Below are 13785 nucleotides of genomic sequence, written 5' to 3'. Positions count from 1 at the left end.
GCGCCGTCGCGCAGCGACGCAACGGCTGGCGATGCTGCGGCCCCGCCGCACGCCGACGCCGCCAGCACGGCGGCCGCCGCTCCCGGCGCAGCCGCAATAGCGCCGCCAACCGGCGCACCCGCGATCGCGCCGATGGCAGGCTCCGCAGCTTCGCCTGCCGCCGACGCCGCCAATGCCAGCGCAGCTTCGCCTGCCGGCGATCACGCCGCCAACGCTAGCCGCGGCTCCGCCGCCAGCGCCCTACAGGCGCTGCCTCGCGATGTCCGCTACACGCTGTTCTCGTGGTACGCGTTGAAGCGGACGCTGCTGTACGCCGCGCGGCAGGTCGGCGTAATCGCCGATTCCATCGTCGATATCGACCGCGCGATGGAGTGGGGCTTTAACTGGGAACTGGGCCCATTCGCACTCTGGGATGCTCTCGGGGTGGAGCGAACGGTACGCCGCATGAAGGCGGAAGGGGATGCGATTCCTGAGTGGGTAGAGGTGTGGCTTGCCGCGGGCAACAAAACCTTTTACAGGCAGGAAGGCCTCTCGCGGTTATACGTATCGAGCGGCGCGTTCAAAACGGTAGAGGAGCCTGCGGACACGATTTTGCTTCAGCCGCTGAAAGCAGCAGGGCGCATCGTGTTGGGCAACGCGGGAGCGAGCCTGATCGATATCGGGGACGATGTGGTTTGCTTGGAGTTCCATTCGCCGAACAATGCGATTGGCTCGGATATATTGACGGCGATTCGGCGGTCGGCAGAGGAGGTCGGGCGCAACTGGCGGGGGGTGGTGGTCGCCAATGAAGGCCGTAACTTCTGCGTCGGCGCGAATTTGCTGCTGTTGCTCATGGAGGCGCAAAACGGCGAGTGGGATGAGGTCGAGGACATCATTCGCCAGTTTCAAGACAGCATGCTGCAGCTCAAAAGGGTAGAGCGGCCTGTCGTCGCCGCCCCGCATCGCATGACGCTCGGAGGCGGCGTCGAAGCATGCCTGCCAGCGGACCGCGTCCTTTTCTCGCCTGAAACGTACTACGGGCTCGTCGAGACCGGCGTCGGGCTCATTCCCGCCGGCGGCGGCTGCAAGGAAGCGGCCATTCTAGCGGCTGCACGCGCCCAGTCGGTTGCCTATGGCTCGCTTAATGACCAGTTGGTGCCGCTGTTTGAAACGATTGCGATGGCGAAAACAACAACGAGCGGGCATGAAGCGGCCGCCATTGGGCTGATGCGCCCGCAGGACGCGGTCATTGCGCGGCAGGACGCCCGCATTGCAGAGGCGAAGCGGGCGGTGCTGGAGCTGGATCGGGCAGGCTACGCGGCCCCTGATCCACGAAAGCGTGTAGCCGTCGCTGGCCGTGAGGGCAAGGCTGTGCTCCTGCTGGCCGTAGATGCGATGCGCCGAGGCGGATTTATTAGCGCGCATGATGCACGGATTGCGACGCGGCTGGCGCATGTGCTCGCGGGCGGCGATGCCGCACCGGGGGCGGAGGTTAGCGAGCAATATTTGCTCGATCTGGAACGCGAAGCATTCATGGCGCTGCTCGGCGAGCCGCTGACGCAGCAGCGGATGCGCCATATGCTGGAGACCGGCAAGCCGCTGCGCAACTAAGCCGCATACAGAAGGGGGAGAGTGGATGCCTAACGATTGGGAACGCGACCCTGTCATCGTCTCTGCGGTTCGGACCGCAGTCGGCAAAGCCAAGCGGGGCGCGCTGTCGCAGACGCGTGCGGAGGATATGGGACGCGCTGTGCTGCGGGCGGCAGTTGACCGGGTGCCGGGGCTGCAAGCGGCCGACATCGAAGATGTCATCATTGGCTGTGCGATGCCGGAAGGCGAGCAGGGGCTTAATTTTGCTAGATTGATGTCGCTATATGCAGGCTTCCCGCATTCGGTGCCGGCGGTGACAGTGAATCGGTTCTGTGCATCAGGGCTGCAAGCCATCGCATATGCATCAGAGCGCATCCGGCTCGGGGAAGCAGAGGTCATCGTGGCAGGCGGAGTGGAGAGCATGAGCCATGTGCCGATGACAGGGTTTCGATTATCGCCTCATCCGGCCATCGTTGATACGATGCCTGAAGCCTACATGGGAATGGGGCATACAGCGGAAGAGGTGGCGCTGCGCTACGGTGTCAGCCGACAGGATCAGGATGCGTTTGCGGCAGCGAGCCATCGGAAGGCGGCAGCCGCGATTGCGGGAGGGCGCTTCGAGGATGAAATCGTCCCGATGGAGGTAAAGCTTGCCAGCGTGGACACATCGGGTCGCCCGGCCGAACGCTCCTTCACGTTCCAGACAGATGAGGGCGTTCGGCCGGACACGACAGAAGCAAGGCTGGCGGCGCTGAAGCCAGCTTTCGCACGGGCGGGGACCGTTACGGCAGGCAACGCATCGCAAATGAGCGACGCCGCAGCCGCAGTCGTCGTCATGAGCCGCGCCCGTGCCGCCCGGCTTGGCGTACAGCCGCTTGCGAGCTTCCGCTCATACGCTGTCGCAGGCGTTGCGCCGGAGGTTATGGGCATTGGGCCGATTGAGGCGATTCCGAAGGCGGTTGCCCGTGCGAGAATTTCGCTGGACCAGGTCGATTTGTTTGAGCTGAACGAAGCTTTCGCTGCGCAATGCGTGCCGATCATTCGGGAGCTCGGGCTGCCGGAGGAGCGGGTGAATGTTAACGGAGGCGCGATTGCGCTGGGCCATCCGCTTGGCTGCACAGGGGCGAAGCTGACCGTTTCGCTGCTGCATGAGCTGCGCAGGCGGGGGGCGCAGTATGGCATTGTATCGATGTGTGTCGGAGGGGGCATGGGAGCGGCAGGCGTGTTCGAATTGGAAAGGGGCGTGTGAACCGATGGCGACGGAGAGCGCACAGAACGGCGGCCGTTTTGTCGTGGACGATTTTGCGCCGGATACGATTGCGACACCGGAGGATTTGACCGAAGAACAACGGATGATGGCGGATGCGGCCCGCGCATTCGTTGAAGGGGAAGTGAAGACGCGCGACGAGCAGTTGGAGAAGCTCGATTATGGCTTAACGGTCGAGCTGATGCGCAAGGCAGGCGAGCTTGGCTTGCTTGGCGCCGATGTGCCGGAGGCCTATGGCGGGCTGGGGCTTGATAAAGTGAGCACGACGCTGCTGGCGGAAACGATGGCAGAAGCCTCCTCCTTCGCGCTGTCCGTCGGTGCGCATGTTGGGATTGGCACGCTGCCGATCGTCTTCTTCGGAACGCCGGAGCAGAAGGCGCGCTTCTTGCCTGATCTGGCTGCAGGCACGCGAATCGCAGCATACTGCCTGACCGAGCCAGGCTCTGGCTCGGATGCGCTTGGCGCCCGGACGACGGCGCGGCTGTCGCCGGACGGAAGCCATTATTTGTTAAGCGGCTCCAAGCTGTATATTACGAATGCTGCCTTTGCCGACGTTTATATCGTCTATGCGAAGGTGGATGGGGACCATTTTACCGCATTCATCGTCGAGCGGGGAACGCCGGGCTTCACGGTCGGTCCGGAGGAGAAGAAGATGGGCATTAAGGGCTCCTCGACCTGCCCCTTGTTTTTTGAGGATGCGCCGGTTCCGGTTGCTAACGTCCTTGGCGAGGTCGGCAAAGGCCATCAGATCGCCTTCAATATTTTAAACATCGGGCGTTTCAAACTAGGCGCGGGCTGCGTAGGCACGGCGAAGGAAGCGATTCGGCTGTCGGTGGGCTATGCGGCGGCCCGCAAACAGTTTGGAAGGCCAATCGCGAGCTTTCCTCTCATCGGCGCGAAATTAGCGGATATGAACATTGCCGCATTCGTGATGGAGAGCATGGTGTACCGGACGGCGGGCTGGATTGACGAGCGGTTGGGTGCGGCGGACCCGAACGCGCCCGATAGTGGCGCACAAGCAGCCAAAGCCATTGCGGAGTACGCGTTGGAATGCTCCATTGTGAAGGTGTTCGCAACAGAGGCGCTCGACTATATTGCGGATGAAGGGGTGCAAATTCACGGCGGCTACGGCTATATGCAGGAATACAAAATCGAGCGAATCTACCGCGACTCGCGCATTAACCGCATTTTTGAAGGGACGAATGAGATCAATCGCATGCTCATTCCCGGCACTCTGATGAAGAAGGCGCTCAAAGGCGACCTGCCGCTGCTTCGCAAGGCGAGGGCTTTGCAAGCGGAGCTGCTGCAGCCGATGCCTCTGCCATCCTTCGAGGGTGTGCTTAGCCTCGAAACCTATCGTCTAGCCCAGGCCAAACGGACGTTTCTTGCGGTCGGCGGGCTCGCCGTCCAGCAGCTTGGGCTACGGCTGGAGCAGGAGCAGGAAGTGCTCGTGACGCTTGCGGATATTATGATCGACATCTACGCCATGGAGAGTGCGCTGCTGCGCGTGAAGAAGCTGATTGCCCGGGAAGGCGAAGCGAAGGCAGGCAATGCGATCGATATGACGGTTGTATTCGTGCAGGAGGCAATGGAGCGGATTGAACAGTTAGCGAAAAAAGGGTTAGCCGCCGTCGAGCGGGGCGATTCGCTGCAGGTGCAGCTCTCTGTGCTGAAGAAGCTGATGCGGGCTCCGCAGGAGGATACGATTGCACGCAAGCGCACGATTGCCGCCAAGGTGAAGGAAGCGGGCCGATACGTCGTGTAACTGCCCAACATCGAGCAGCCCCATTCGAATCGGAAAGGGTGAGGACGATGGAACCGATTGAGCCGCGTCCGTGGTTGCGCCATTACCCGGAAGAGGTGCCGCCTTCGGCGAGTTATCCCGATTGGTCCGTTCCCGATCTGCTGCTTGAAGCAGCGCGTAAGCATGGCGACCGGCCCGCCGTACATTTCTTAGGCAGGACCATCACGTACAATCGCCTGCTGGAGGATGTCCGCAAGATGGCGGGCATCCTTCGGGGGTTTGGTGTGGCCAAAGGCGAGCGGGTCGCGATTATGCTGCCGAATTGCCCACAGGCGGTCATTGCTTATTATGGTGCGCTGCTGGCCGGCGCGGTCGTCGTCCAGACGAATCCGCTCTATGTTGAGCGGGAGCTGGAGCATCAGCTGGCAGATAGCGGTGCATCCGTCATCATAACGGTCGATTTGCTGTATGCCAGGCTCGCGCGCGTCCGGGGTGAGCACCCAGAACTAGGACCTTTGCCGGATTTGCGTAAAGTGATCATCACTTCTATAAAAGATGGGCTTCCTTTTCCGAAAAATATATTATACCCGCTTAAACAGCGGAAAGAGGGCTTCCGTCCGGACATTCCGTATGGGAAGCACGGCATTCATGCCTATTCCCGGCTGATGGCTGCCGCCAAGCCGGATCTTGCCTCCGTTGCCGGCATTGATGCGGCGAATGATTTGGCACAGCTTCAGTATACAGGCGGTACGACAGGGCTTGCCAAAGGAGTCATGCTGACGCATCGCAATTTGGTAGCCAATACGATGCAGACATCGGCATGGTTCTATCGGGCTACTGACACGCGCGAGCGTTTTTTGGCGGCGCTGCCGTTATTCCATGTGTTTGGTTTAACGGTGTTAATGAATTTGGCAACGTTGCGGGCTGGCGAGCTTATTCTATTGCCTCGATTCGAGACGGTGCAGGTGCTGCAGACGATACGGGAAAAGCGGCCTTCGATTTTTCCCGGTGCACCAACCATGTACGTCGCTTTAATTAATCACCCGCAGGCGTCCAAGATGGACTTGTCCTCGATTGAGATCTGCGTGAGCGGTTCCGCTCCGCTTCCGCTTGAGGTGCAGGAGAAATTCGAATCGTTAACTGGAGGCAGGCTGATCGAAGGCTATGGCTTAACGGAGGCTTCGCCGGTAACGCATGCTAACCCAATATGGGGAAAACGGAAAATCGGGACGATTGGCCTTCCGTTTCCGGATACGGATTGCTTGGTCGTTGATCCCAAGACGGGCGAGCCTGTCGCGATTGGCGAAATCGGGGAGCTTGCCATTCGCGGGCCGCAGGTGATGAAAGGGTATTGGAACCGGCCAGACGAGACGGCCAAGGTGCTGCGGGACGGCTGGTTGTATACGGGTGATTTGGCGACTATGGATGAGGACGGCTTTTTTGCGATTGTGGACCGCATTAAAGATGTAATTATCGCAGGCGGATTCAATATTTATCCGCGCGAGGTCGAGGAAGTGCTGTATGAGCATCCCGGCGTCCAAGAAGCGGCGATCATCGGCATTGAGGATGAATATCGCGGGCAAACCGTTAAGGCGTATATTATCCCGAAGCAAGGCGCCGAGCTGACGCAGGCCGAGCTGAACCATTGGTGCCGTGCACGGCTGGCTTCTTTTAAGGTGCCGCATCTGTACGAATTCCGTGATTCGTTGCCTAAGACCATCATTGGCAAAGTGCTTAAGCGCAAGCTCCATGAGGAGCTGGAGAACGATCCTAACCCGGAAGGAAGCGATAAGGATGGTGCCGAATGAGGGTGAAGACTGGGCGAAGGTGGAAGAGCGTGCCCGGCGTACCTTCTGGGGAACGCTCGGCTGTGAAATTGTAAGTGCAGAGCCTGGCCGGGCGGTCATAAGCCTGCTATGCACGGAGCGCCATTTGAACATGGCAGATCTCGTGCACGGCGGGGTTCTAGCGGCAATCATGGATAATGCGATGGGGCTTGCTGCGATGCGGGCCTTTCCGGGAGAATTGCTAGTAACGGCCCAGATGAACATCCATTACCTTGCTTCATCAGGGGCTGGAGAGATCCAATGCGAAGCGGGAATCGTGCATCGCTCGAGGCGAACGGTGACGATGGAGGCCCATATTTATGGAGCAGGCGGCAGCCTGCTCGCATGGGGCAGCAGCGCTTTTCGCCTCGTTACGCCAGAGCGTTAGGCGTTCGCACGTTGGTTGAAAGGGGCTGTCCTTTTCGTTATACTTAACTATATCTGGAAAATGGTTGTGAGGGGGCATCAGGATGTTTGTTGAAGAATGGGTGACAGCCCTTGTTGTCGTATTTGGCATAGTCGTAGCCGTAGTAGGCGTGATCGCGTATCTGCGCATGTTTCGAAAAGGTGCAGACGCAATCGGCTACCGTTCAGCGACAGGAGAGGACACCTCGCGATCTGCAGCCCCCTCGCAACTAGCGGATTCGCAGCTATTGCCGGAGGACGGGAATGACGAGCAATAGTAAGACTTTTGTAAAATTTGTTTATGTAAACGTTTTATTTGATTGATTCCCTTTTACAGCTAACCAACGAGTGTTATAATAGTGAGAAAAGTGCAAATTGTTTGCTTATTGTCCATTGGAACTGCCTACTGCCGAAGGGAGGATTCGCGGCACCGTGCCGCCTTCCGTACTCGTACCGTGAAGTTAAAGGATGACCATCCAACGCTTAGGGGGGGAGATTTCATGGCCAAACATAGCCAGAATGAAGTCAAGGAAAGCCTGAAAGAGCTCACGAGAATTTTTCAACCGAAAGATCCTCGCAAATTTGTGAAAGAGTACATTCGCAAATATCGGATCACCGGCGGTTACGAAGAAGAGTTAACGATGTTGGTGGAAGATGAGCTCGGCAAGCTGAACTCCTCGGTCGGATAAGCGGGCAGAACCTTATAGTTTGATAGATCGGCCTTGTTCCAGCAATTGGAGCAAGGCTTTTTTCTGTTCGTTGGCGCCCGCATTCATGGTATGGGTTCATGTTGGAAACACTGTGATCAAACGCCAGCTGGAGGTGTTCCATTCTGATTGAGCTTAAGGCTGTCACCAAAAGGTACCATAGCGCATCAGGCGTGACAGACGCGATCCGCGGCATTGACCTGTATGTGCGAAGCGGAGAAATATTCGGCGTCATCGGCCATTCTGGCGCGGGCAAGAGTACGCTATTGCGTTGCGTCAATTTGTTGGAAAGGCCAACCTCGGGCAGCGTAGTCGTCGGGGGCACCGACCTGACTCGGCTGAGCACGAGGCAGCTTCAGCTGCAACGCAGGCGAATCGGGATTATTTTTCAACATTTCAATTTGCTATCGACGGCGACGGTACGCGACAATATCGCGTTTCCATTGCGGCTCGCCAGGCAGCCACGCTCGGAGATTCGTGCCAGAGTGGATGAGCTGCTTAGGCTAGTAGGGCTGGAGGGCTATGCGGACCGGTATCCGTCCCAGCTGTCTGGCGGACAGAAGCAGCGGGTTGGCATAGCCCGTGCACTGGCGAATAAGCCGGATGTGCTGCTATGTGATGAAGCGACCTCGGCGCTCGATCCGCAGACGACGGACTCGATACTGTCCTTGCTGCTCGATATTAATGAGAAGCTCGGGTTGACGATTATGCTAATTACGCACGAAATGCATGTCATTCGTTCGATTTGTGATCGGGTAGCGGTCATTGATCAAGGTGAAATTATCGAGATGGGCGATGTTATCGATGTATTCCTGCATCCTCGCGCGCAGGTGACGCAGGATTTCGTGGAGCAATCGACGCATGCTTCAAGCGGTTTTCCGAGCGAGGATGGCGTCAGGCGGGGCAAGCTGCTGCGGGTCCGGTTCAAAGGCAGGCAGACGTATGAGCCGGTCTTGTTCGAGGCGGTTAAGGAGACTGGGGCTGTATTCTCAATATTGCAGGGGACAGTGTCCCGAATGAAACGAATTCCGTACGGCCAATTGCTTGTTGACGTTCGTGGAAGCGAGGGCGATGTGGAGCGAATCTTAGCGCGCTTGCATGCCGAGGGCATTGAAGCCGAGGTGCTTGCATGACCATGTCATTTGAAAATGTCCGCCCAGACGAAATCCGCGAAGCGGCCATTGATACGCTAACGATGCTGGGGCTGTCGCTTCTGTTTACGGTAGTGATTGGCTTGCTCCTGGGCATTGTGTTATACCTGACCTCGCGCGGCCAGCTGCTTAGCCAGCCGATTGCGTATGGCGTGCTTTCGTTCGTCGTGAATGTGCTGCGCTCCGTTCCGTTCGTTATTCTGATGATTTCGATTATGCCTTTTACCAAATGGTTGACGGGAACGTCTATCGGAGTTGAAGGCTCCATCCCGCCGCTGGTCGTTGCTGCTGCCCCGTTCTTCGCCCGTCTCGTGGAAACCTCGCTCCGTGAGGTCGATCGCGGTGTCATCGAAGCGGCACAAGCGATGGGGGCTTCCAGTTGGACAATCGTACGGCGCGTGTTGCTGCGTGAATCAAGGCTGGGGCTTGTTGCCGGCATTACGATTACGGCGGTTACGTTAGTTTCATATACGGCGATGTCCGGCGTGATCGGCGGCGGTGGGCTAGGGGATTTGGCCCTGCGGTACGGGTACCAACGATTCCAGACTGATGTTATGCTCGTCACGGTCGTGTTGCTTGTTATACTCGTTCAATTGTTGCAATCCATTGGAGATAGTGTCGTTCGCCGTTTGAGCCGCAAATAAATGAATGGATTTGAATTGAATTGAATTCGAATTGAACAACGGACATCTAGGAGGCTGATACAGCTAATGGCACAACATTTGAAATCGAATCAGTCAGGGCACTCGAACCGCTATTTTGGACCGTGGAAGAAGCTTGTGGCGCTAACGCTTGTGATGCTGCTTGCCTTTACATTAGCCGCGTGCGGCAATAAGGATGAGGACAAGAAAGAGGATGAGGGCACGGTTGAGCAAGGAACAGGAGAAGCTGCGCCTGCAGTGTTGAAGGTCGGAGCTACTCCGGTGCCGCATGCTGAGATTTTAAAAGAAGTGCAGCCGATTTTGAAGGAACAGGGCGTCAATCTCGAAATCGTTGAGTTTAATGATTACGTGCAGCCTAACGTTCAAGTATATGAGAAACAGTTGGATGCGAATTTCTTTCAGCATACGCCGTACCTCGACCAGTTCAATAAAGACAAAGGCTATGACTTGGTGAAAGTGGCTGGCGTGCATATCGAGCCGCTCGGGGCATACTCCAAAAAGCTGAAAAAAATAGAGGAGCTAAAGGATGGAGCGAAGATCGCGATCCCGAACGATCCGTCTAACGGCGGACGCGCTTTGTCATTGCTGGAGAAGAACGGGCTGCTGAAGCTGAAGGAAGGGGTTGGCGTGAGCGCAACTGTCGGTGATATTACGGACAATCCAAAGAAGTTTAAGGTAACTGAACTGGAGGCGGCGACGCTGCCCCGCGTGCTGGACGAAGTGGCTTTGGGGATTATTAATACGAACTATGCGCTTGAGGCGGGGCTCGTCCCAACGACGGATGCGCTGTTCCTTGAGGGCAAGGATTCACCTTACGTTAACATCCTCGTATCCAGGCCGGACAATAAGGACAGCGAGGCGATGAAGAAGCTGGCAGCAGCGCTGAACAGCGAGAAGGTGAAAGCTTTTATCGAGCAAAAATATAAAGGCGCAGTCGTTCCGGCTTTCTAGGGTGGAGCGAGCTATGAGCGCTACAAGCAGGCGGCCGGGACAACCGGTCGCCTGTTTGCATGGCTGCGACACTTTTGCGCGGCAACGCCCTGCTTTACGTGTTCTGACTTTATTCCTGCCGGAATAAATTAAGGCATATGAAAGACGGGAGTGATGACGCGTGGTGGAAAGGAAGTCGCCGGAGGAGATTCGCCGAATTGCTAAGGCAGGACGCGTTGTGGCAGAATGCCACCGAGCCATCGCCAGCCGCATTGCGCCGGGCGTAACCACCTTAGAGATCGATCGTTTTGTGGAACGGCTTATGCGCGAGCGTGGCGCTACCCCAGCGCAAAAAGGGTATCGGGGCTATCCATTCGCAATATGTGCATCGGTCAATGACGTCGTCTGCCACGGTTTTCCGGATGCGGAGCCGCTGGAGGAGGGCGATATTGTCACGATCGATATGGTGGCGGATGTAGATGGATGGAAGGCAGACTCGGCATGGACGTTCGCGATCGGGCGGACATCAACGCGGGCAAAACGGCTGCTGCGGGCCACGCGGGCGGCGCTGGATCGGGCGATTACGCAGGCGGTCCCGGGCAAGCGGCTAGGGGACATCGGACATGCGGTGAAAAAAAGCGCGGAGGAGGCGGGATTCGCGGTTGTGACCGGATTCGTAGGCCACGGCATCGGACGCGAAATCCATGAGTCGCCAGCGGTAGAAAACCGGGGGCGTGAGGGCAAGGGAATTATGCTTAAGCCCGGAATGGTCATTACGATCGAGCCCATCTTAACGACAGGTTCATCGGAGGTGTCCATCGGGCAGGACGGCTGGAGCGCGCGAACGCGGGACGGCTCCTTATCCGCCATGTTCGAGCATACGATTGCGATAACAGAGCAGGGGCCTGTAATATTGACGGATTGGTGAAGAGAAACCTGCTCGATCTGCCCGCAGGCAAGCGAATCGGCGGAATAGGGAATAGAAACCTGCCCTATCTGCCCGCAGGCAGGCGAATCGGCGGAATAGGGCATGAAAACCTGCCCTATCTGCCCCAGCACGGCGGAGCGCCCCAACGCGCAGGGGCGCTCTTATTTGTTTTTGCAAACCAGTATTGACGGGCTCTTGCTTCCTGATTAGTATGGAAGATAAAGAATAACAACGTTGTTAATATCCTTCGGGAAATCAATTCAGATAAGGTGATCAAGGATGAAAAAGCTAAGAACGACGCAGTTGCTAACAGAAGCAGGAGTTGTAGCCGTCTTGCGTGCGGATTCGGCTGAGGATGTAGCGGAGATGGCGCGCCATGCGATCAAGGGCGGCATCAAAGCCATTGAGATTACGATGACGGTTCCTTTTGCATTGCGGGCTATTGAACAGCTTGCGGCCGAGTTTTCAAGCGAAGTTGATCCATCGTCGGACAAGTTTGCTATTATCGGCGTTGGCACAGTGCTCGATCCTGAGACGGCTCGGGCTGCAATTCTCGCGGGAGCGGAGTTCGTCGTAGCGCCGTGCTTTAACGAAGGCACAATTAAGCTTTGCAACCGCTACTGCGTACCGGTTATGCCAGGCGCTGTCACGATCCATGAGATTCAAAGCGCATTGGAGCTTGGCGTGGATGTTGTGAAGCTGTTCCCTGGCAACCTGTTCTCGCCTAGCATTATTTCGGCGATCAAGGGCCCGCTGCCACAGGCGAATTTGATGCCGACTGGCGGCGTTTCGCTCGACAATTTGAAGGATTGGATCAAGGCTGGCGCCGTTGCCGTCGGCATTGGATCTGACCTGACGAAGGAAGCGGTTCAGACGGGCGATTATTCATCGATCGAACGGAAAGCGGCTGCTTATATCGAAGCATATCGGAGCGCGAAAGCATAAACGTAATTTTGACTCAAGTGCGTCTTATTCTCATTGAATCGGAGGCCTTTGCTTAACGGCAGGGGCTCCGATTTTTTTGATGCTACGAGTTGGTGCAACGCCTGAACGCAATCGCAAGGATTTGGGTAACATAATGGAAGTTAATCAGCATAAAAGGATAGGCTCTGGAGGCGAAAATGATGGAATACCGAATTGAGAAGGACACGATGGGTGAGATTCGAGTAGCGGCTGACAAGCTATGGGGCGCCCAAACCCAGCGTAGCTTAGAAAATTTCCGTATCGGTGGAGACCGCATGCCAATTGGGATCATACGCGCAATGGCGGTCGTCAAGAAAGCGGCAGCGGAGACGAACGAGGCGCTTGGCGTACTTGAAACGGAGAAAGCCAAGGCGATCGGAATAGCGGTTGATCATATATTAAGCGGCGAACTGGATGGCCAATTTCCGTTAGTCGTCTGGCAAACCGGCAGCGGCACGCAGACGAATATGAATGTGAATGAGGTCGTGGCTAGACGGGCAAACGAGTGGCTGGAGCAGCAGGGCAGTGCGCTACGCATTCATCCGAATGATGATGTGAATCGGTCCCAGAGCTCCAATGACACATTCCCAGCAGCCATGCACATAGCGGGCGTGATGGCGGTCGAGGACCAGCTGCTGCCGGCGCTGGCTGAGCTCAGCCGTACATTGGCGGATAAGGCGGAGAGATTCCGGGGCATTGTCAAAATAGGCCGGACGCATCTGCAGGATGCGACGCCGCTAACGCTTGGCCAAGAAGTAAGCGGTTGGCATGCGATGCTAACCGAGGCTGAGGGCATGCTGCGCGCTAGCCTTCCAGCATTGCGGGGGTTGGCGCTCGGCGGCACCGCTGTTGGCACAGGCATTAACGCGCATCCTAGCTTTGCGGCGCTCGTCGCCGAGAAGGCAAGTGCATTGACGGGCAAGTCTTTCGTCACGGCGCCGAACAAGTTCCACGCGTTAACGAGCCATGATGCGATCGTATTCGTGCATGGGGCGATTAAGGCGCTAGCGGCAAACTTGATGAAAATCGCCAATGATGTGCGCTGGCTGGCGAGTGGTCCACGCAGCGGCATCGGGGAGCTGACGATTCCAGAGAACGAGCCGGGCAGCTCGATTATGCCGGGCAAGGTCAATCCGACACAGTGCGAAGCGCTGACGATGGTTGCCTGCCAGGTAATGGGCAATGATACGGCGATTGGCGTCGCGGCGAGCCAGGGCAATTTTGAGCTAAATGTATATAAGCCGGTTATCATCTATAATTTCCTGCATTCGGTCCGGCTGCTTGCTGACGCGATGCGATCGTTCAACGAGCATTGTGTGATTGGCATTGAGCCAAATGAAACGGCCATTCGCCGCAATGTCGAGCAATCGCTCATGCTGGTGACGGCGCTGAATCCACACATAGGCTATGAGAACGCCGCGGCAATCGCGAAGAAGGCGCATAAGGAAGGCACGACGCTTCGCGAAGCGGCCGTGAGCAGCGGGCTGCTCACGGGTGAACAGTTCGACACTTATGTGCGGCCGGAACAAATGGTAGGGCCAAACGCATAGTGCCGGAGTGGCTTTCAACGCAAACATAAGCGCCAAGCAGCCGCCATTGCGTTTCGTGCAATGAGCAGGCATGCTGGACCTCA

General features: G+C 57.1%; 13 protein-coding genes. All 13 read left to right on the top strand.

Features of this window, described 5'->3' with window-relative positions; genetic code table 11:
- The coding region (locus GON22_RS17995) for an enoyl-CoA hydratase/isomerase family protein (protein WP_202113301.1) at positions 1-1590 on the top strand (1590 nt) is incomplete at its 5' end.
- A gap of 25 nt (positions 1591-1615) precedes the next feature.
- Complete coding sequence (locus GON22_RS17990) at positions 1616-2818, top strand: acetyl-CoA C-acyltransferase (protein WP_160397489.1); 1203 nt, start codon at positions 1616-1618, stop codon at positions 2816-2818.
- A 4-nt stretch (positions 2819-2822) separates the two neighbouring features.
- Complete coding sequence (locus tag GON22_RS17985) at positions 2823-4601, top strand: acyl-CoA dehydrogenase family protein (protein WP_160397499.1); 1779 nt, start codon at positions 2823-2825, stop codon at positions 4599-4601.
- 47 nt (positions 4602-4648) lie between these two features.
- Entirely contained in the window at positions 4649-6388 is a 1740-nt protein-coding gene (locus GON22_RS17980; RefSeq protein ID WP_160397488.1) for a long-chain-fatty-acid--CoA ligase, read from the top strand.
- Positions 6375-6794 (top strand): PaaI family thioesterase, encoded by a 420-nt coding sequence (locus GON22_RS17975; protein WP_160397487.1) that lies wholly within the window; start codon positions 6375-6377, stop codon positions 6792-6794. Before GON22_RS17980 ends, GON22_RS17975 begins: the two co-directional genes overlap by 14 nt.
- 82 nt (positions 6795-6876) lie before the next feature.
- Positions 6877-7089: a hypothetical protein gene (locus GON22_RS17970; RefSeq protein ID WP_160397486.1), complete on the top strand. Its 213-nt coding sequence runs from the start codon at positions 6877-6879 to the stop codon at positions 7087-7089.
- Positions 7090-7311: 222 nt separating this feature from the next.
- Positions 7312-7500: a hypothetical protein gene (locus tag GON22_RS17965; RefSeq protein WP_160397485.1), complete on the top strand. Its 189-nt coding sequence runs from the start codon at positions 7312-7314 to the stop codon at positions 7498-7500.
- 143 nt (positions 7501-7643) lie between these two features.
- Positions 7644-8651, top strand: a complete 1008-nt coding sequence (locus GON22_RS17960; protein WP_202113307.1) for a methionine ABC transporter ATP-binding protein — start codon at positions 7644-7646, stop codon at positions 8649-8651.
- Positions 8648-9313: a methionine ABC transporter permease gene (locus GON22_RS17955; protein WP_160397483.1), complete on the top strand. Its 666-nt coding sequence runs from the start codon at positions 8648-8650 to the stop codon at positions 9311-9313. Before GON22_RS17960 ends, GON22_RS17955 begins: the two co-directional genes overlap by 4 nt.
- 66 nt (positions 9314-9379) lie before the next feature.
- The gene (locus GON22_RS17950; RefSeq protein WP_237179229.1) at positions 9380-10282 is read left to right on the top strand and encodes a MetQ/NlpA family ABC transporter substrate-binding protein; all 903 of its coding nucleotides are present in this window, start codon (positions 9380-9382) and stop codon (positions 10280-10282) included.
- A gap of 160 nt (positions 10283-10442) precedes the next feature.
- Complete coding sequence (gene map, locus GON22_RS17945; RefSeq protein ID WP_160397482.1) at positions 10443-11189, top strand: type I methionyl aminopeptidase; 747 nt, start codon at positions 10443-10445, stop codon at positions 11187-11189.
- A gap of 279 nt (positions 11190-11468) precedes the next feature.
- Positions 11469-12134: a bifunctional 2-keto-4-hydroxyglutarate aldolase/2-keto-3-deoxy-6-phosphogluconate aldolase gene (locus GON22_RS17940; RefSeq protein ID WP_160397481.1), complete on the top strand. Its 666-nt coding sequence runs from the start codon at positions 11469-11471 to the stop codon at positions 12132-12134.
- A 179-nt stretch (positions 12135-12313) separates the two neighbouring features.
- Complete coding sequence (gene fumC, locus GON22_RS17935; RefSeq protein WP_202113300.1) at positions 12314-13702, top strand: class II fumarate hydratase; 1389 nt, start codon at positions 12314-12316, stop codon at positions 13700-13702.
- The last annotated feature ends 83 nt before the right edge of the window (positions 13703-13785 follow it).

Origin of the sequence: Paenibacillus sp. MMS18-CY102 (assembly GCF_009789195.1) — a bacterium.
Classification (GTDB): domain Bacteria; phylum Bacillota; class Bacilli; order Paenibacillales; family Paenibacillaceae; genus Paenibacillus_T.
Note: the sequence above shows the minus strand (reverse complement) of the source record. Positions and strands in the feature narration are given on the sequence as shown.